This is a genomic window from Pseudoalteromonas sp. UBA2102 (assembly GCF_002331165.1).
In the GTDB taxonomy this organism is placed as follows: domain Bacteria; phylum Pseudomonadota; class Gammaproteobacteria; order Enterobacterales; family Alteromonadaceae; genus Pseudoalteromonas; species Pseudoalteromonas atlantica.
Genome location: NZ_DCYU01000043.1, coordinates 75,005 through 95,498, shown reverse-complemented (window position 1 = coordinate 95,498; position 20,494 = coordinate 75,005). Strand labels below are relative to the sequence as shown.

18 protein-coding genes are annotated in these 20,494 nt (G+C 39.5%); 12 read left to right on the top strand and 6 right to left on the bottom strand.

Features of this window, described 5'->3' with window-relative positions:
• The coding region (locus B2R65_RS05550; RefSeq protein WP_286741521.1) for a TonB-dependent receptor domain-containing protein at positions 1-633 on the top strand (633 nt) is incomplete at its 5' end.
• Between the two features lie 367 nt (positions 634-1,000).
• Positions 1,001-2,140, top strand: coding sequence for an aspartate-semialdehyde dehydrogenase (gene asd / locus B2R65_RS05545; protein WP_039972138.1), 1,140 nt, complete (start codon positions 1,001-1,003; stop codon positions 2,138-2,140).
• Between the two features lie 69 nt (positions 2,141-2,209).
• Here asd and B2R65_RS05540 read toward each other — a convergent pair whose 3' ends face one another.
• Positions 2,210-3,004, bottom strand: a complete 795-nt coding sequence (locus B2R65_RS05540) for a GGDEF domain-containing protein (protein WP_286741520.1) — start codon at positions 3,002-3,004, stop codon at positions 2,210-2,212.
• A 635-nt stretch (positions 3,005-3,639) separates the two neighbouring features.
• Between B2R65_RS05540 and B2R65_RS05535 the strand changes: the two genes are divergently transcribed.
• Positions 3,640-4,755, top strand: a complete 1,116-nt coding sequence (locus tag B2R65_RS05535) for a DUF748 domain-containing protein (RefSeq protein ID WP_286741519.1) — start codon at positions 3,640-3,642, stop codon at positions 4,753-4,755.
• A 66-nt stretch (positions 4,756-4,821) separates the two neighbouring features.
• On the opposite strand, the gene B2R65_RS05530 is transcribed toward B2R65_RS05535, so the two are convergent.
• Positions 4,822-5,649 carry an ion transporter gene (locus tag B2R65_RS05530; protein WP_004586335.1) on the bottom strand — a complete coding sequence of 276 codons (828 nt, stop codon included), beginning with the start codon at positions 5,647-5,649 and terminating at the stop codon, positions 4,822-4,824.
• An 89-nt stretch (positions 5,650-5,738) separates the two neighbouring features.
• Between B2R65_RS05530 and B2R65_RS05525 the strand changes: the two genes are divergently transcribed.
• The 6 genes from B2R65_RS05525 to B2R65_RS05500 all read left to right on the top strand — a co-directional run bounded on the left by B2R65_RS05525 (position 5,739) and on the right by B2R65_RS05500 (position 14,105).
• Positions 5,739-5,951: a hypothetical protein gene (locus tag B2R65_RS05525; RefSeq protein ID WP_004586334.1), complete on the top strand. Its 213-nt coding sequence runs from the start codon at positions 5,739-5,741 to the stop codon at positions 5,949-5,951.
• A 3-nt stretch (positions 5,952-5,954) separates the two neighbouring features.
• On the top strand, positions 5,955-6,236 hold the full coding sequence (locus B2R65_RS05520) for a hypothetical protein (protein WP_286741517.1): 282 nt from the start codon (positions 5,955-5,957) through the stop codon (positions 6,234-6,236).
• 59 nt (positions 6,237-6,295) lie between these two features.
• Positions 6,296-6,487 carry a YwbE family protein gene (locus B2R65_RS05515; protein WP_004586332.1) on the top strand — a complete coding sequence of 64 codons (192 nt, stop codon included), beginning with the start codon at positions 6,296-6,298 and terminating at the stop codon, positions 6,485-6,487.
• Positions 6,487-7,002, top strand: a complete 516-nt coding sequence (locus B2R65_RS05510) for a DUF4240 domain-containing protein (RefSeq protein WP_096043004.1) — start codon at positions 6,487-6,489, stop codon at positions 7,000-7,002. The genes B2R65_RS05515 and B2R65_RS05510 overlap by 1 nt, the downstream gene beginning before the upstream one ends.
• A 190-nt stretch (positions 7,003-7,192) precedes the next feature.
• Positions 7,193-13,492: a M4 family metallopeptidase gene (locus B2R65_RS05505; protein WP_286741514.1), complete on the top strand. Its 6,300-nt coding sequence runs from the start codon at positions 7,193-7,195 to the stop codon at positions 13,490-13,492.
• A gap of 145 nt (positions 13,493-13,637) precedes the next feature.
• A complete protein-coding gene (locus B2R65_RS05500; protein WP_054981966.1) occupies positions 13,638-14,105 on the top strand; it encodes a hypothetical protein in 468 nt (155 codons plus the stop codon).
• Position 14,106: 1 nt separating this feature from the next.
• On the opposite strand, the gene B2R65_RS05495 is transcribed toward B2R65_RS05500, so the two are convergent.
• The 3 genes from B2R65_RS05495 to B2R65_RS05485 form a co-directional block, all read right to left on the bottom strand.
• Positions 14,107-15,366 carry a Y-family DNA polymerase gene (locus B2R65_RS05495; protein ID WP_286741512.1) on the bottom strand — a complete coding sequence of 420 codons (1,260 nt, stop codon included), beginning with the start codon at positions 15,364-15,366 and terminating at the stop codon, positions 14,107-14,109.
• Positions 15,354-15,767 (bottom strand): S24 family peptidase, encoded by a 414-nt coding sequence (locus B2R65_RS05490; RefSeq protein ID WP_004586327.1) that lies wholly within the window; start codon positions 15,765-15,767, stop codon positions 15,354-15,356. The genes B2R65_RS05495 and B2R65_RS05490 overlap by 13 nt, the downstream gene beginning before the upstream one ends.
• Before the next feature lie 81 nt (positions 15,768-15,848).
• Entirely contained in the window at positions 15,849-16,268 is a 420-nt protein-coding gene (locus B2R65_RS05485) for a MarR family winged helix-turn-helix transcriptional regulator (protein WP_004586326.1), read from the bottom strand.
• 123 nt (positions 16,269-16,391) lie between these two features.
• Here B2R65_RS05485 and B2R65_RS05480 point away from each other — a divergent pair, with 123 nt between their 5' ends.
• From B2R65_RS05480 to B2R65_RS05470, 3 genes are all read left to right on the top strand, one after another.
• On the top strand, positions 16,392-17,135 hold the full coding sequence (locus B2R65_RS05480; protein WP_286741509.1) for a siderophore-interacting protein: 744 nt from the start codon (positions 16,392-16,394) through the stop codon (positions 17,133-17,135).
• A gap of 140 nt (positions 17,136-17,275) precedes the next feature.
• Positions 17,276-18,265: an LLM class flavin-dependent oxidoreductase gene (locus tag B2R65_RS05475; RefSeq protein ID WP_286741508.1), complete on the top strand. Its 990-nt coding sequence runs from the start codon at positions 17,276-17,278 to the stop codon at positions 18,263-18,265.
• A 282-nt stretch (positions 18,266-18,547) separates the two neighbouring features.
• Entirely contained in the window at positions 18,548-19,543 is a 996-nt protein-coding gene (locus B2R65_RS05470) for a patatin-like phospholipase family protein (RefSeq protein WP_029772994.1), read from the top strand.
• 67 nt (positions 19,544-19,610) lie between these two features.
• On the opposite strand, the gene B2R65_RS05465 is transcribed toward B2R65_RS05470, so the two are convergent.
• Positions 19,611-20,474, bottom strand: coding sequence for a DMT family transporter (locus B2R65_RS05465; protein WP_286741506.1), 864 nt, complete (start codon positions 20,472-20,474; stop codon positions 19,611-19,613).
• Between the last annotated feature and the right edge of the window lie 20 nt (positions 20,475-20,494).

Below are 20,494 nucleotides of genomic sequence, written 5' to 3'. Positions count from 1 at the left end.
AGTAGCCCAATTAAAAACTACGACTTACGTTATGAATATTACGGACAAGCCGGTAATTCATTTAGCGTAGCGGCGTTTTATAAAGATATTACAGCGCCAATTGAAACAGTTTTAAACATTGGTGATGAAGATTACTCAGCATCGTTTATAAATGGTGAAACAGCAGAAGTTTATGGTATTGAAGCTGAATGGCTACAAGACTTAACATTTGTAAGTGAAGGCCTATTTACTAGCGGTAATATCACATTAAGTGATTCTGAAGCATCTATTGACCCAGCACTTGCGGGTACATTAACTAATCCTAAAAAACGTATGACAGGCCACTCTGAATATGTAGTTAATTTACAATTAAACTACGATTCGTTAGATGGCATGCACAGCAGTTCATTAGTTTATAACGTATTTGGTGAGCGAATTTTAGCAGCGGGTGTTGCTAATAGAGATGACGCGTATGAGCAGCCATTTCACTCACTTGATTTAGTTTATACTTATTACCCTGATTTTAATTCTAAGATTAAGTTTAAAGTTAAAAACTTACTCGATGAAGATCAAGAGGTAACACAATCAGACATTATAGTGCGCTCAAAAGAGCAAGGTGTAACGTTTGATTTAAGTTACAGCTACGAGTTTTAATTTTCTTCCCAAGGAAGGGGGATATAATAAAACCTAACTACCGATTAGCCCTGTATTTAATACAGGGCTTTTTTATGACTATGAAAAATATTTAAGTTTCGCTTTATTCACTAGTTTTAGGGCGCTTGGGGTGTTAGGTTAGCTTTATACTAATCGATTTAAATAACTAGTCATTCTAGTGTGCTCAATAAAGCGCGAACGGCGTTATAAATTTTTGATGCAGAACAGCTACATATAAAAATTTATGGCTGGTTATCTTGCTATTTATTTGCCGCTATAAATGATTAATAACTTCATATGATTGGTTTTAATAAAAATTAATTCTCACGCAATGAATTTTAATTTTTAATGTATTAAGGCATCTTTTATGAATCAAACAGTGGAAAAAACAATGAAAAAAGTAGGATTAGTCGGTTGGCGTGGCATGGTTGGCTCTGTGTTATTAGAACGTATGCAGCAGCAAAGTGATTTTGCACATATCGACACCACCTTTTTCACCACCTCACAAGCTGGGCAACTCGGCCCTGATATTGCTGGCGACGCAAAACCGTTATTAGATGCAAGTGATGTAAATGAACTTGCTAAAATGGATATTATTGTTACCTGCCAAGGTGGTGATTATACCAAAGCGGTTTACCCTAAATTACGCGAATCGGGTTGGGATGGTTACTGGATTGATGCAGCTTCTGCACTTCGTATGGTTGATGACAGCATTATTGTACTTGACCCTGTAAATAAAGATGTCATTGAACAAGGTTTAGAGCAAGGCGTAAAAACTTTTGTAGGCGGTAACTGTACCGTATCGTTAATGCTACTTGCTTTAGGTGGTTTGTTTGAGCAAGACCTGATTGAGTGGGTAAGCCCAATGACTTACCAAGCGGCCTCTGGTGCCGGCGCTCGTAATATGAAAGAGCTTATTGCACAAATGGGCGCTATTCATTCAAGTGTTGCCGAGCAACTAGATAATCCAAGTTCAGCTATTTTAGAAATTGATAAAATAGTGAGCGAAAAAATGGCTTCAAGCGATTTACCACAAGACCAATTTGGTGTGCCGCTAGCCGGTAGCTTAATTCCTTGGATTGACGTACCAATGCCAAGTGGCCAGTCTAAAGAAGAGTGGAAAGCTCAGGTTGAAGCGAACAAAATTTTAGGCTCTTCTAAACAGCCTGTGCCAATTGATGGTTTATGTGTACGTATTGGTGCAATGCGTTGTCATAGCCAAGCGATGACCATTAAATTACGTGAAGACATTAGCGTAGAAAAAATTGAAGAAATTTTAGCTTCGCATAACGAGTGGGTTAAAGTTATCCCTAATGAGCGCGAAATTAGTGCAACTGACTTAACCCCAGTTAAAGTAACAGGTACTTTAAGTATTCCTGTTGGTCGTATTCGTAAATTAGCCATGGGTCCTAAATACATTAGCGCATTTACCGTGGGCGATCAGCTGTTATGGGGCGCAGCAGAGCCACTTCGTCGTATGCTTCGCATCATTGTAGACGGTGAATAATTTCTGCATTTAAAAGTGTATATTAAAAAGGGGTTAGCGTATTGCTAACCCCTTTTTTTATTATTTTAGTTAAGTGACATTGCATACTACTTTATTTTTTCCTTCGTGTTTTGCTATGTATAACGCTTTATCTGCTAAATCTATCGCTTTGTCTATTTGAATAGTTGCACGTTTAATGCCTATAACGCCAAAGCTTGCTGTAACATTTATAAATTGTTGTTTGTATTCAATGGGCTTGCTTGCAAGAGTAGTACGTAGAGTATCGGCAAATTGCTTTGCTTTTAGCTCTGAATCTCTGGCTATCAGTATTACAAATTCTTCTCCGCCTATACGGGCAAATATATCTTCTTTATTTAAACACGCTCTTACCCGTTTTGTTGCTTGGATTAGTACTTCATCTCCACCCGCATGGCCGTATTCATCATTTATATTTTTAAACGAGTCTATATCCCAATATATAAGCGATACGTGTTGTTCGCAGCTTAATTTATTTTCAAGCTTTTTTTGGCCAACGTCGTAAAAACCACGTCTGTTTATACATTGTGTGAGTACGTCGGTCATGGCGAGTTTTTGCATTTCTTGCGCTAAATCTGAGGCCATTATAAAAATAATAAATACAGCCATACCAACATGTGCAGTTGGGACTGTTATAAAATTAATGAGTGTATATAAATCTAAGTAAGCTTGGTTAACCTGGCTGCCTTGCATTAGTGCGATAGTGGCCGCAATAAATAAACATACGCCGCACAAAGTGTAAGTAATGGCAGCCCCAATTTCAGCGGGTAGCGACTTAGGTTTATGTTTTATTATAATGACGGCGTTTATTAGCAGCAGTAAAATATCGTAATAAATATATAAAGACATAAACAAACCAACATGAACGTTCACGGCTTTATAATAATAAACTGCAGCTAACGTAATCACGGCTAAAGCCAACAAATAATCGATTTTGATAGGGCTTCGGGCACGTATACTGTGTCCCCATGTTCCCAAAATGACAGACCCCATAGAAAAGCTAACAGCCAGTAGCCAATAGAAGGTTTCTGATTCGAAGTAGGGCCGCAATAATATTGTACCCCATTGACACGCAGAGCACATAAATGCGCAGGCCCAAAATAACGAATATGATTTTTTCCCTAACGTATACCACGCCATTAAAAATATAACTGACCAAACAATACTGGTTAGTAAAAGAGTAATTAAAATAAAAAAGACTGGGCTCATAGGTTATATGTTCTTGTGTTAGTTACTTTTTACTGTAGTTGAGGTTGCTTGGGAATTCGAGTAAAGCTATGTATTTAAAAATTCTATTTGTAAATATTTATGTATTGTGTGTACCCACAACTCCTATGAATTGCTTTTTTTGGTATAGCTTTTGCTCGTACTGATCTATTACACCTTTATTCGCTCGGTTTTCGCTGTTTTGTGGGTACTTAATTCACTTATGCAGGTATTTTTTACTTATGCCGAGATGCTAAGCCTTCACATAAGGATAGATAATGGCTTCTACTTTTAAAAATACACGCAAAAAATGGTTTTATGCTTTAGTGTTTACAGCCTTGGGGTTAATTTTACTCAGAGCTTTAGCCCCTTATGCGGTTCAATATTATGTAAATCAGCAGCTTGAACAAACTCAAGGCATAACAGGGCATGTGGGTGATGTTGATTTGTACTTATACCGAGGCGCTTACGCTGTTGATGAGGTAGAAATTTACGCGGTAGATGCCACGCAGGTGCCTAAGCCGTTACTGTCTATAGATACACTTGATTTTTCGCTTGCGTGGTCTGCTTTATTAAACGGTAATTTTGTCACCAACATGGCTTTTACCCGCCCAGAAATTGTTATTTACGATAAAGACCCAACTACCGCTGAACAAAATCAACAGGTGAAAGATGAAACCACGTGGGTAGGCCTTGCTAATGATCTCGTGCCTTTTTCAATTGATACGCTACGTATAGACAATGGTAAAGTAACCTTAGTTAACGCCACCAGCGAAGGAGAGCAGCCTACTTACGTATCAAATATAAACGCTAACATTAACAATATTACCAATGCACAAAACCTCTCTAAAACTTTAGTTACGAGTTTAAAAGTAGAAGGGCAGCTAATGGGCGAAGCTAAGCTGTCTTTAAATGGTAAATTGGACCCTTTTAGTGATAAAGCTAATTTTGATTTTAATGTTGAAGTGCAGCGTTTTTCGGTTAAAAATCTCGAAACTGTTTTTAAAGTGTATACCCCATTTGACATTGAAGCCGGCGGAATAGATGGCGCAATGGAATTGGCCGCTAACAATAATAACTTAAATGGATATGTAAAAGCGGGTGTGCACGATTTAAGTGTTTTTTCGTGGCGCGAAGATATAGAAAAAGATGATGACGGTCTATTTACCGCTATTTTTGAAGGCAGTATTGATTTACTCAGCTCGTTATTAGAAAACGACGAGTCAAAGCTGGTGGCTGCTCGGGTGCCCATAGACGGGCAGTTAGATAACGCTGATGTATCTACTTTTGAAGCCGTGATTTCGGTATTAAAAAATGCGTTTTTTGAAGCATTTAAAATGAAGGTTGATAATGTTATTTCGTTTGAAAGCACGCAAGAACAACAAGGTGAGTAACTAAAAGCCCTTTGTATTAACTCAATACAAAGGGCTTTTTAAGTTTTAGCAAGTAAAATAGATCAGCTATTTATTGGAGTTGGTAATATCTGAGGTTTTACTTAATAACGTTTTTAGCTCAGCTATTTGCGCTTGTAGTTCAACCACTTGTCCCTGCGTTGCAGGAAGTGAGTTATTATCCGCTTTTAGCTCACGGGCATTTCGATGCTCCTCGCTCATTACTTCTAAAATGGCACCTACCATCATGTTTAAAAACACAAACGCAGTTAAAAAGATAAACGTGAGGTAGTAAATCCAGCTCAGCTCGTACACCGCCATGGTTTCGTACATAATGTCGGTCCAATCTTCAAAGGTAGCTATCCTAAATAGCGTCAACATTGAAATGGATACATCTTGCCAAAGTACCGGGTTAATATCGGCAAACATCATACTGCCCATGGCTGCGTAAATATAAAAAATAACAAACATAAGCAGTGCTATATAGCCCATTTGCGGAATGGCTTTAAGCAACGAATTTACAAGCAAACGCAGCTCTGGGATCATAGATACTAAACGCAGTACCCTAAATATACGCAGCAATCGGGCAAGTAACATGGTTGAGCCTGCAGCTGGGTATAAGCTGCCAAGTACAATAATGGTATCGAATATATTCCAGCCCTTTGAAAAGAAGTCTTTTATTCCTTTACTTGCAATAAAGCGAATAATGAGTTCGATTAAAAAGAAAGCTGTGATCCCTACATCCATCCAATTTAGAATAAATTCTACAGTGGGGTGAAGAGAATATGTATGAGCACCTACGGTGAGGGCAGAAACAACAATGACAGCTATAACAAATGATTGAAATATCTTGCTTTTGTCTATACGCTGAAACAGCTTTTGTAACTGCGACATCATAATTATGGGTCCTATGCAAAGTCAGGTTTTTATGACGCTAATATACAATAATATTGTTGCTTTCGATAACGAAAGTGTAAGGAATTCTAATGTTAATCAGTCAAATAACTAAAAGCGCATTGCTGTTTGTGGGATTTTCGGTACTTGCTGGGTGCAGCTCCGACGCTCGCTTTCACGAAATTCAATCAGCACGTTTAGATGAATGTAATTATAAAGCCGATAAAGAATATTACGAGTGCCTTGAAAATCAAGATAAAAATTTTGAAGAGTATAAAAAACAGCAAAGTGAACAAACACAATAATTTATGACTAAAACACAAAAATTGCGTGATAAACAAATACGCCAAGCCCTCACCAACGCCTGTGAGCAAATAAAAGCGACTCATGATGGTTTTGCTTATTTAACTCACACCATTGATTTAAAAAATGAAGCAAAGTCACTAAACATAAGCTGCTATTTTGAAGATGATATAGCCTATAACGACACCGAAGCGCATTTTTGTCAGTTAGTCGATATTATTCACGCTGAGCTTAGCAAAATAAGCTTACCGGTAGCGGCTAAGCAAATAGCGTTTTTAGTTGATTAACATTGGTTTGCCTAGCTATGGACGTTATAATTACCAAAATTATTTTTAGGATGTAAAGCATGGCTGTTCCATCGCGTTCGCAAATCACACCAGGTACAACCGTAAATATTGTATTAAAAGAAGATCAACGCAGCGGCACATTGACTCAAGGTGTAGTTGAGCGTTTATTAACTAAATCACCTAATCACCCGCATGGTATTAAAGTACGCCTAGAAGATGGTCAAGTCGGCCGAGTAAAAGAGATTTTATAATGACAGCGTTAACAGAGCAGGAATTTTGGGATTTAGTGACCACGCCTGAGTTAGGGCTCGACCCACAAAGCGTAAGCGACAACTTAAAAGCTAAATTGAGCGATTTAACTGACGAGCAGCTCATTGCTTTTGATAAATTTTTTGGTATTCACATGCGCAAATGTTTTACCTGGGATTTATTTGGTGCTGCATTTGTTATGGCTGGCTGTAACGACGAATACGGTTTTAGCGAATTTAGGTGCTGGCTCATCTCCCGCGGGGAGACGGTATTTAATAACGCATTAAGCAATGCCGACTCACTAGCACAGTGCTCCCCTGTGTATTATTTAAATGAGCAACCTTACCCTTATATTGATGAATACGACTTAATAGCCGGTTTATTATTTGAAGAGCGTAACGACGACGAATTACCTTTTGTACCCTCAGGCGAGCAACCGGCAGGTAAACGCTTTAAAGACAAACCCAAGTTTTTAAAACAAAGCTATCCGCAATTATTTGCAAAATACTGGCAGTAATATTCAACGTTATTTACATTCAAGATGGTTGCATTTAACGCCACCATCTTGAATTTTCCTTTCACAGTTGTTCACAATCGTACCCATTTATTCACTTTTTTAAATGACTCTATGTTAATAGTTATGTTACATTAATGTGTTTTTAAATGAACAGACACTGAATAATAACAATATACGACATAGGAATGTTATGTATAAAACACTCTCATCAGGATTGATAGCGTTTTGCTTTTTAAATTCGCTAAGTGCACACGCGGCGGTTTCGCAACGAGTAAACAAATCATCTTTATCAGAAGTTAACTTACTTTTAAATCAAAGCGTAGGTTTAACTAATCAGGCATCCACCCATTCTTACTTTATTGAGTTAGATACTCCTCAAGCCTTAAATGCAAAACAAACTCGGTCATCAGCTAAAAAGATGCAGCAGTTTTTTGCAGGCGTGCCTATTTGGGGGCAGCAAATACGAGTGCAATCTAGCAATCAACACATAAGTGGTTTTTTTGCGAAAAATATCGATGCTATATCTTTAAATAAAACGGCTAATAATCAGTTTGACGAATTTTCTGCGGTTAAATCTATTTTAGTAAACGCTAAACTTGATGAATCTACCGCTTATCAAGTATTAAACAACAAACGTTATGTTTATATTGATAACGGAGTCGCACATTTTGCTCGCTTAATTGAATTAAATGTATTTGAAAATGGCGTTGAAAAAAAGCCAATAGGTTTAGTAAGTGAATCTGATTACAGTGTATTTAAACAGTGGAATAATATTAAAAGTGCCCAAGGTACAGGCCCTGGCGGTAATACAAAAATAGGGCAGTATGAATACGGCACTGACGTTGAAGCACTGGATGTGACACAGCGTGGTGAGATGTGTTTTTTAGAAAACGAGAAAGTTAAAACTGTCACCATGGAGTCGGGTTTTGAGCCAAGTGAAGCTTACTCTTTTGCCTGTGATAGGAATACTTACAAAGAAGTAAATGGAGCTTACTCCCCGCTAAATGATGCCCATGCATTTGGTACTGCGGTATTTGATATGTATCAACAGTGGTACAACACGGCTCCGCTTACTTTTCAATTATTGATGCGTGTTCACAGTGGTAACAACTGGGAAAATGCAACGTGGAATGGTCAGGCTATGACCTTTGGTGATGGCGCTGATAGGTTTTACCCGTTGGTTTCACTTGATATCGTATCTCATGAGGTAAGCCATGGTTTTACTAGTCAAAACTCTAATTTAATTTATGCAGAACAATCTGGTGGTATAAACGAATCTTTCTCTGATATGGCGGGTGAAACAGCCGAGTATTTTTTACGCGCAGAGACTGATTGGTTATCTGGCGCTGATATTTCAAAAACTAGCCCCGCACTTCGTTATTTTGAAACGCCATCACTAGATGGGCTTTCGATTGACCACGCAAGTGAATATTACTCAGGTATGGATGTTCACTTTAGTAGTGGTGTTTTTAATCGTGCTTTCTTCCTACTTTCGAACACTGATGGTTGGGACCCTAAAAAAGCGTTCGAGATAATGCTTTTTGCAAATCAAAACTATTGGGTTAACTCTAGTGATTTTATTGATGGTGCCTGTGGTGCTATAAATTCTGCTATTGATTTAAGGTATGAAGCTAACGATGTCATTGTAGCATTTAATGAAGTAGGCGTTACTTGCGATAACATTCAGTTTATAGATGCCGATGGCGACTTAATGGATGATAACTGGGAGCTGTTTTACGGATTAGATCCTAGTAATGCTGATGACGCTGGACTTGATTTAGACCAAGATGGTTTAACAAACCTTGAAGAATACTTAGCGAATACTTTCCCTAATGTAACGGATACCGACTCAGATGATCTATCAGATTATGATGAAGTTAATGTATACCTTACTGAACCTAACAATGCAGACTCTGACTTTGACCGCATGTCTGATGGCTGGGAAGTTTCGTTTTCATTAAACCCATTAAATGCAGATGATGCTCAACTTGATTTAGACTCAGACACCTGGAGTAATGTAATCGAGTTCTTTGGTAACAGTGACCCTTCAGACGCAAGCTCTGAGCCGGTCGTTTTTCCTGAAACAACCTTTGACTTCGATGATGCAGCTGTTCCAGATTTGCTTATTTCGTCAAATTTACAAACGCCTTGGGTAACAACTCAAATTAATGAAGATTCTGGCTTTGTGTTGACTAATAACGACATTACAGACAACCAATCAACCAGTGTTGAGTTTAGCTTTTTAAATAGCGAGCAAGGCTATGTAAACTTTAACTACGCATTAGACACAGAAGTTGGTTATGACTATTTTACTGTTTATATTAATGGTTCAATTGTTTTAGATGAGTCAGGAATAAGCGAGTGGAAGGACGCGTCTTTCCAAGTTCCTGCTGGACTAAATACTGTTAAGTTTACTTATTCTAAAGATTTGTCCGTTTCTACTCCTGCAGATGCTGTATATATAGATAATTTATATATAGGGCCTAATTTTCCTGATGCTGATAATGACGGTATGTCTGATTCTTGGGAATTACAGCATGGTCTTGATATAAATAATAGTGAAGATGCATCACTTGATGCTGACGCGGATGGCTTATCTAACCTTTTAGAGTTTTTAAACGCGGGTTTACCAAATAACCCTGATACAGATGGCGATACTATCCCTGATGGTTGGGAGTACAATAATAGTTTAGATTTAACCAGCTCGTCTGATGCAGCAGAAGATGCAGATAATGATGGGTTTTCAAATCTAACCGAGTATTTAGCAAACACTGATCCGCAGTCAGATACTTCTTTCCCTGTTGCTTTAAACCTCACTACCTCTTTTGAAGGCTCTGCACTACCTAGTTGGATGGTTGAAGCCGAAGGTTCTAGTGCTCCTTGGTTTATTACGAATGATTTTGCGACCGACGGTATACAAAGTATTCGCTCAGGCGTTATTAGTCACTCACAGTTTAGCAGCTTCACCGTAACAGGTTTATTTGAAGAGAGTGTATTAGCATTCGATTATAAAATTGAATCAGAGTCTTGCTGCGATTTTTTAAGTATTACTATTGATGGACAACCCGTTTTTGAGCGTAATGACCGAGGTAATTCAAATACCACAGAAGCAACGTCTATTGTGCTTAACCTAAGCGAAGGGCTTCATAATATTGAATTTAAATATTATAAAGACGGTTCTGTCTCATTCGGTGCCGATACTGTATGGCTTGATAACTTTGCTTTATTTTCTCCAACTGATTTAACAGATACTGATAACGATCAACTGCCAGATTACTGGGAATTAGTTAATGGATTAAATCGCCTTGATGCAAGTGATGCTGCATCTGATGCTGATACTGACGGTCTTTCAGCCCTAGAAGAATTTAACCTAGGAACAAATCCAACCTCAGCAGATACAGATGGTGATGAACTAAGTGATGGCTATGAGGTAAGTAATGATCTTTTACCTTTAGATGCTGCAGATGCTAATTTAGATTACGATGAAGATGGTTATACAAATATTCAGGAGTTTTACTCTCAGAGTCTAGCTAACGATGCTTCATCATTAGTGCAATCTTTTACGCAATTAAATGAAAGCTTTGAAGATGGCCTTCTTCCGGCTAAGTTTACCGAACTTGCCGTTAACTCTTGGGGTTGGCAAGCTAATACAAGTTGGTCAACTTTGGGCGATGCAAGCCTTAGCTTAGCATTAACGCCTACTAGCAAGGTTGGGGGGTTTGCCATTGCGGGGTTATTTGAAGCCGGTTTTATTAATTTAGACTATTTGGTTTATGACTCTCCAGCGCTGCAAATAAGCTTAAATGGTAGCCCTATAGATGTAAATCGTGGTAGCCAGTCTCGTTTATTGTTACCGGTAGATGATGGTTTTAACATTATTAAAGTTAAATATGAGGACTTATACCTTCAGCAGCAACCGTTATCAGTTGATAACATTACCTGGTCTGCAGATATAGACCTCACCAGCGACTATGATTCGGACGGTATTCCTGATTTTTGGGAAGTTGAATATAGGCTAAATGCTTTAGAACCCTACGACGCTAATTATGACGCCGACTATGATGGTTTGACTAATTTACAAGAGTATCAACTTTCGGGTAATCCGCTTAGCTCAGATTCAGATGGTGATGGTGTTCAAGACAGTGAAGATAGCCACCCAGATGATGCAAGCCGCGGTGAAAATAGTCCGCCTGAGTTTATATCGAGTCTTGAGCCGATTACGCTTGAAGCGACTTCACAAAATACTAATTTCACCCGCCTATATACTCCAGAGGCAAGGGATAACGGCCATTTAGAGCCTCAAGTATACACAAGCTCAGGGTCTTACTTGCCCCTTGGCGAGCACCAGATTACATGGATTGCACGAGATAATGTTGGTAACGAAACATCGGCTATACAAACAGTCACACTTGTTGATACAACTGCCCCGATTATCCAACCGTATACTTTTAGTGTTTATGGCAGCACGATTACGGCTATAAAAAATTCACTTTTAGATAGTCGTGTTATTTACGATAGTGTTTCAGCTATAACGCTTCTGGAAATTGATGATAGCTTTGTATTTAGAACGGGTGATGTATCTATTCCTGTATCTGCTGTTGATGAAGCTGGAAATCATGTATCAGGCGACGTAAGGGCTATGATTTTCCCTGAAATCAGTATTCAGCCTACTACGTATGTGTATCAAAATGGTAATGTGCTTGTAGATGTTTTTATTAGCGGCGCTAACCCATACGGTTACTCTAGCTTTCATTTACAAGCTAATAATAGCACCCAGTATTTTACTACTAATCAGTATGGACCTATTAAGCTTGAGTTAGAGCGAGAATTTATAGGTAGCGCAGCAAGTATTAGTGTCCTATCTAATGGTAATGCGTTTATAGACAAAAATGATAACAGCCAGCTAGTGTACTTAAGTGAAGCGGCACAGGCGCAGTTTATTACTGATTTTTATCAAAATGGTAAAGCAGTTAATAAAACTATTCAGCGTTCTTTACCTGACTTTAATGCCACCATTAAGTTAGTAAATTTACCTAGTACAGGTAGTGATGTATCCCTTGAGCTTATTGGCCCCACAGGTGTTGATTTTTACATTTATAAAACAGCTGATTCACAGTGGGATGTTTCATTTAGCGCAAATCTTTCTGAGCAAACCAATAATATAGATTTAACTTTACGTGTAAAACAAGGTGATGAACTACTAGCAACTAAGCAAACTAGTTTACGTATTGTTGATAGCGTTATATTTGATGACCCTGAGCTAGATACTGATGGCGACGGTATACCTGATATTGAAGAAGGGGTAGGTGATAGTGATAAAGATGGTATTGCTGATTACCTAGATAGCACTTCTACTACTAATACAGCTATCTTAGCTTCAGGTGATAGTGCTCACAGTATTGATGAGTTTAATCACTTGGCTGTAGGTAGCATTAAAGAGGCTCTAGCAGCGGGTTATATTGCTGATATGTCTATTTCTGAACAAGCACTAAGCACTTATTTCTCAGATTTAGATATAATAGAACCTCACTTCCAAGCTAAAAGTGATGTAATTAACGTTCGTGTTACGTTATCTAATTCATCAAGCACCGCAGAAATTGCACTACCTGAGTATGTAAATGCAATTTTAAGCTCAGATATGCAAGTAAGAGTACTAACCGCTGCTGGTTGGCAGTCGGCCACTGTATTATCAGGTAATGTATATGAGCAAGTGTGTTCACGCTGCTTTAGCTTTGCAATCGCAGATGGTAGCGCATTCGACCTTGATGGAGAGGTTAATGGGGTTGTTGAAGTTGTGGCAAAACTAGCGCAGGAGAGTCTAAATCAGGCGCCAGTATTAGATGTTGATATGCCGGCCACGATAGAAGAGCTTGCTACTATTGAGCTTGATGCTTCTGGCTCTACTGACCCTGATGGAGATACGTTATCTTACGAATGGCGTGTTGAACACCCTCAGTTATCTATTACAGCTGAGGATACTCAAGGTAAAGCGGTACTTACCGTGGGTGAGCTTGAGCAAACGGTTGATGCGGATATTACGTTAGTGATATCAGATGGCTATGAGCAATTTACGCAAGTATACACCGTTAGCTTTTTACATGTTAATCAGCTACCAAGTGTAGAATTAAGTACATCTGCGGTTTCGGTTAAAGAAGGTCAGGAAGTTTCAGTGACAGCGTCTGCAACCGATAAAGAATCCTCAGAGCTTTCTTTTAAGTGGGTTCAAACAATGGGTGTAGAAGTGGCGCTAAGCGATGTTGACTCCAGCACACTTAAGTTTAAAGCGCCGAGTGTGTCGCAAACTACAGAGCTGGGCTTCAAGCTTATTGTATCTGATGGTGAAGGTGAGACTGAGCAAAGTTTAGCTGTGACTGTCACTAATGCATCTGGCACAAGTAGTGAAAAGGGCAGTGGCGGTGGTTCATTAGCCTTCATGTTGCTGCTTTTAGCATTTTCTGTTGTGTACACAAGAGCGCAGTGCTTTAAGTAACACTTACTAATAAATATATTCTTATATTGATAAAAGCCCCTTGATGTATTCAAGGGGCTTTTTCTTTTATGAACCAAATGTATTTTAAGTAAGTATAGAGTTGAGTGTGTTATGCTATTTTTATTAGTAATGAGTTGGAATTTTAATGAGTTATCGTAAAATTTTATTATGTATGAGCTGTTTATTTCTAAGTAATGTACTTTTTGCTAAAACTGTTACGCCGAGTAATAAAAGCCGTTTTATACCGTTATTAAAAACAATGCTTGGCGATTACCAGGTGGTAACTGCTAACTCCCCACTGTGTGTGGATAGTCAGTTGAGTTTAATTAACCCAGTTTACCCAGACGCGGGTTTTAAATTAGGCGAGCATATTGCGTTTGAAAGTTTACACAACGGCACCCGTACAACTAAAAAGCCAAATTTTTGTTTTGTAACTAGCTCGTATAAATACAAAAGTGATGGTGTTGATAACAGCTTAAAAATGAGCCGCTGTATTGACCCCAATAACGAAAAAACCATCAGACAAAGCATTAAGTTTACCAGTGTTACAACGCTCAAATATACGCAGAATACCCCCGCAGTAGAATGCACATTTACAAGGCAAGTTGATTAACTTACTTGCAATGAATTTGCGGTATATCGTGCCAGCGCGTTGTGTATTGGGGCGATAAGTAATCTCTGTTCATATGCCAGCCTTGGTTTAGTTTGCTGCTGGCTAGGGTGAGTATGCCTTTTCCGTAGCGGTTGTTTATTGTATCAAGACACTGCATTAATTTAGGGTTATCGGCACTTTGGCTAAATAAATCAGTTTGCTGATACTGCACCGAGGTAAGCTCTAAAGCGCCTACACCACATTTATAAAACCGTACACTTGGTTGGTAAATATGAGTAAATACTTCTGATACAGCATTGGCCATTACGCAGGTATCGTTAGTGGGGGTGGCAAATTTATATATAAACGACTTTTTACAATAGCGGTCTTCGTGTTTGCCAGTGGCGGCAAATATATAAAGCTGTTTTGCTAATGAGCGCTGCCCTCGTAGTTTACTGGCAACCGTGGTTACGTGGTTAATAAGGGCGGTTTTAAGTGCAGTTGGCTCACAGATCCGCTCACCAAAGCTGCGAGTAGAATATATTTCTCGCTTATCTTGGCGTACATCGTCCCACGTTAAGCACGCTATACCATTTAGCTCACTCACGGTACGCTCTACCACCACACTAAACGCGCGGCGCATGGTTTTAGGGTTTTGCTGTGCCAGATCCCACGCGGTATGTATGTTCATTATATTAAGCTTTTTAGCTAGGCGCTTACCTATGCCCCATACATCGGCGCAGCTCATTCTTTGTAAAATTGCTTGGCGGCTTTGCTCGTTATTTATAACGGCCACCCCATCAAACCCGCTTAGCTTTTTAGCTGCATGGTTAGCGGCTTTTGCCAAAGTAGGGGTTGGGCCAAAACCAACACCCACAGGGAGTTTAGTTTCGCGCCAAACGGTACGCCTTATTGTATGCCCGTACTCGTGCCAGTTTTGTATAAGGGGTGTATAGCCATTAAAGTGCAAAAACGACTCATCAATACTGTATATGTATTGTGTGTCGCAAAAGCGGCCAATTACGTTCATCATTTTGGCGCTTAAATCGGCGTACAACTCATAGTTACTCGAACGTACAATCACCTTGTGTTGCTCAAGCAGGTGCTTAACTTTAAAATAAGGGCCAAATTTAGGAATGTTTAAGCGCCGAGCTATCGGGCATACTGCACATACGCAGCCATCGTTATTAGTTAAAACCACCACAGGTTTAGAGCGAATAGCGGGGTCGAACACTTTTTCGGCACTGGCATAAAATGCAACGGCATCGACTAAGGCGTACATTTTAATAGCTCAGGGCTTGGGCGGTGCATTCTAATTGATAGTGTAACCACTCCCTCTAACTGAAACTCATCAGCTGAGGTTAGTTGTACCGGCTTATGTAAAGGCGATGCAGAGAGTAACCGTGCATTGGTTTTATCTAATAGCTTACACACAAATAAGCCATTTAAGTTAGCAACAATAACATCGCCGTTATCGGCTTGCTCAGCACGGTCTACAAGCAGTAAGTCGCCTTCAAAAATCCCCACCTCTTGCATGGAATTACCCGAGGCAATACCAATAAAGGTGGCGTCGGGGTGCTTTATTAATAGCTCATCAAGAGAAACACCGAGCTCGGCGTATTGCGCCGCGGGCGATTCAAACCCACACACACCGGCTTCTATATAAACGGGAATAACAAACATAACACAACCTAAAACGCATATACTGTATAAGTGTACAGTATATGCGTTTTGTGTAAGTTATGCCAAGAAATGAAAGACAGATCACGCCATGTTTTTGATCATTTGTTGCGCGGTATCTAAAAAGTCTTTGATTTGCTGCGGGTTTAAGTTTTTACACATTTGATCATTTATTTGCTGCTCAGAGGCTAATAACTTATCAAAAAGTGTGTTGCCTTGTTCGGTGAGCGACAAAATAAAGCAGCGTTTGTCGTGCTCACTTGCTTGCTTATTAATAAGGTTTAACGCAATAAGATCTTTAATTAAGCGGGCAATTTGGGCTTTGTCGCGCTGTGTTTTAGTCACAATGTCGTTAGCGGTACAGTTAGATGTACTGGCAATAATGTGTATACAACGCACGTGCATAGCATTAATACCAAGGTCGCCTGCGTTAATAGCCTCGCGTATTGTTACGCGGTAATTTTGCATCAGCTCAAATAGGGTATTTGATAAAAGCGTGTTCATAAGCTCTCTAATGGTTGACAATATCAATTAGTTTGTTATAGTTGATTTTATCAACCAATGGGGCGTTGTGCAATGCTTGCTTTAAAAAGCAGTTAACTATTTTGTTAAACGAGGTGATTTTAAATGGGTAAACAAGTTCGCAAAGCTACGGTACTAAGTACTGAACAAATAACACCGCATTTACAGCGCATTGTTGTAGGCTCAGATGAGTTTTCGGATTTAACGCAAGCGCATATTGGCAGCTATGTAAAAGTGCTTATTCCCCAAAATGGCAAAGTTGATTTTAATTTAAAAACCGCGTGCATGCGCTCTTACACAATAAGAGACGTTGATGATGCAACGGGCGCGTTAACGCTCGACTTTGTAATAAACATGCACCAAGGTCCGGCTACGCAATGGGCTATAATTGCAAAAGTAGGTGACGAGGTTGGCATAGCGGGCCCAGGCCCTAAAAAGCTTGATAATTACCAGCATCCGCATTATGTATTGCTAGGCGATTTAACCTCAGTTAATGCAATAAAAGGGTACATGCAGCAGTTACCCGCCAGCGCAAAAATTGACGCGTTTGTGCATGCCCCTACTGAGCAAGACATTATTGATTTACAAACGCAGCGTGATGTTAATTGGTTAATTACAGATACACCGGATACCGATATGCTCAGCGCGCTTAACAATTTGCCACACACAAACGAGCCACCTATTGTATTTATGGCATTAGAGGCAGGGTTAGTACGTAAAGCAAAAACCTTACTTACCCAGGATTGTAATATACCGCGCAGTAATATAGTTTCCTCTGGTTATTGGAAAAAAGGCGTAGACTCAGAGGGTTATAAAAAAGAGCGCCAGCAAAGCCCTGAGCTTGCATAAATACCTTAGAGCAAAACAGCCTAACGCTATTTTGCTTTTATCCGTTACCTAACTTGAATTGAATAAATAGCAGACCCATTTAAGTCTTTTATGCTGATGATGAAGCCCATTGTTAGCATGCATTTTAAGGAGCTGCTATTTTGTTATCTTCCATTCCCTTTTCGTTATTAGAGCTTGCCCCCATGATCAAAGGGGACAGCGTTTCTCATACGCTCAATAAAACCACTAAATACGCCCAGCGTGCCGACCAATTAGGGTTTAATCGCTTTTGGCTAGCCGAGCATCACAATATGCCCGGTATAATTTGTGCTGCCACCTCAATATTAGTAGGTCACATTGCAGGTAAAACTCAGCGTATACGGGTTGGCTCTGGCGGAATAATGCTGCCGAATCATTCTCCCTTAGTTGTGGCTGAGCAATTTGGTACGTTAGAGAGTTTATACCCTGGACGAATAGATTTAGGCCTTGGCCGCGCTCCAGGTAGTGATCCAGTAACCAGCCGTGCGCTAAATAATGATATGAGCCGCGCAGAAAACTTCCCGGGGGAGGTAACAGAGCTACAAACATTATTAGGCCCATACAATGGCACACACCCTATACGTGCTATTCCGGGGGAGGACACAAACGTACCGCTTTGGTTATTAGGCTCAAGTTTGTTTAGCGCCCAATTGGCCGCGCAAAAAGGGTTGCCTTATGTATTTGCAGGGCACTTTGCACCGCGTTTTGTACACGATGCCATCGCACTATATAAGCGAGAATTTAAAGCCTCAAATGTACTCGATAAACCCTATGTAATGCTTGCCTTACCGCTGGTAGCAGCAGAAACCGATGAAGAAGCGCAGTACCTTTCTACCACCTCAAAGCAACGGGTGCTTGAATTAATACGCGGCAAAGAGCTGTGGCTAAAGCCACCGGTAGAGAGTATGGAAGGTTTATGGAGTGAGCAAGAGCGAGCCCACGTAGAAAACTTTTTAAGCTTAAGCGTTGTTGGCGGGCATGTGAGTATAAAACATAAATTACAAATGATAGCTAAAGAGCTAGAAGTGGATGAGTTTATATTTACCAACGATGTTTACGACAGCGAAAAACGCCTCCGAGCTCTAGAAATTTTAATGGAAATAAAGCATTAATTAAAAAAGGAAGTGTTTAGTTAAGCAAGCGTACACACAAGCCTTGCTACTATGTAGACATCATTAAAAGTGAATACAAACTTATTAACTTTAAGTGATGTCTGAACAAACGCTTTCGATAATTAAACATACTTAGGTTGCCAAGGATAAGGCCCATTTTGCATTATTTATCGTTCTGTTTTTTCAATCAAACTGATTTAAACAATCAATTTTAAGACATCACTTTTATTTTTTATAATGTAGTTATTAACCAAACATCATTAAATTAAAGGAAGGTACACCGTGAACGCTCTAACAACCGCATCGGCTAATTCAGTTACTCATACAGCGCAGCCAAAAGTTGCTCTGATAGCTGAAGGTGGCGGACAACGAGGGATATTCACAGCCGGTGTATTAGATGCATGGTTAGAGCAAAACTACGACCCATTTGATTTATTTATTGGCACCTCTGCCGGCTCGCAAAATTTAACAAGCTATTTAGCGCGCCAAAAAGGTTACGCTAAACGCTTAATTAGAGGGCTTTCGCGTAACAAACGCTTTTTTCAACTAGGGCGTGGTTTAATGGGTAAGCACATTGTTGATTTAGACTGGTACTTTGAAAAAACCACCGAAGTAAACAGAGCCCTTGATTTTAAAACAGCAAAAACCAGCCTAGGTGAGCGAGAGCTGCTTATAACGGCAACCAATGCACGCGACAGAAAAGCCTATTACCTTTCACCTACAGGCGAGGGTAAGCAGTGGCGCGATTTATTAAAAGCATCGAGCGCGTTACCTTTTTTGTATAAACAAGGCGTTAAACTTACTCCTTGGTTAGGTACAAAAGCGGCAAACGAAGCGCATTTAGCTGCAGAGCAATCAAGTGAAGATTTTTATTTAGATGGCGGCTTAGCTGCGCCACTGCCTGTACGCGAAGCTTATAACCGTGGCGCACGAAAAATCGTGGTAATTAGAACCGTTGATGAGCATTTTCAGGCGCAAACTGCATGGGTTCAAAAGCTTAGAACATTTGCATGTGCATCAGGCTACTGCCCAAAAACACTTGATTACTTGATTCAACACGAGCAAGCATACCTAGACGAGCTAACGTTTATTGCCAACCCGCCTAGTGATGTAGAAATTATACAAATTTTTGCAGACGAAAAGCTGCATAGTAAATTATTAGGTAGTTCAAACGACGATTTACGCTTTGATCATAAGCTAGGTGTAAAAGCAGGCCGCGCTTATTTAAAAAGCCAAAACGCACGTATAGTAGATTACGCACACAGCTACGCTATGTAGCTGTGTATTAACGCTTAAATTTAAATTACCACTTAAGTTTAAGCGTTAGTAAAGTGCCGTGGCAAAATTAAAGCTCTGCTTTTTTTAAATTTATAGATGGCTTTTTATTGCTAATTACCGCGCCTAATAAAATAAGCGCTAAAGCAATAAACACTGACCAACTAAAGGGAGCCTGCGAGGCGAGTATTAAAATAAAAGTAGAAAGCACCGGCGTTAAAAAACTTAACGAAGCTAATAGCGAGCGGTTACCAAATCTTAAACCATAATCCCATAAATAAAATGCACCTCCCACTGGGCCTAATCCTAATAAAATAACGCCTAGCCATTGTGAAACAGACAGACTAATAACGGTTGTTTCAAAATAAAAATGTGCACATAGGGCAAGCACAGCCACAATAAGCGAAAGCCAGCCTATGTCATCTACATGGCTATTAAATTGCGACATTAAATAAGAATAACTAGACCACAGTACTGCGCAGCATCCTGCAAAAAAATACCCTAAGTAATACTCACTATTGATAGATAGCCCACTGCCATCGGTAATTAAACTAAGCGTGCCTAAAAACCCCAGTAATCCGCCCAATACTGCTTTAAATTTAGACCTAGGGCTAGCCACAAATACACCCAGTAATAATGGCCAAAGGTACACAATTAAGCTTACCTCTATTAAAGGGCCGTATTTTAAAGCCATAAAATAACAAAAGTGAAAACCAAATAAGCCGGTAACACCTATTATCATTTGTTTTTTAGAAAGCTTAGGAGGGGTTAATAATGGCTGTTTTGTAGCAAAACGTTTTACTAATAAAATAATAAAAGAAAGTGCAAAGCACATAAAAAGTAACTGAAAAGCCGGGAGCGCTTTGGTTAAATTACCCAGTAATGCTAAAAGCCCCCACGAAAATATTGCTAAAAACCCTATGTGTGTTGCCATTAATTACCCTCCGTAAATAC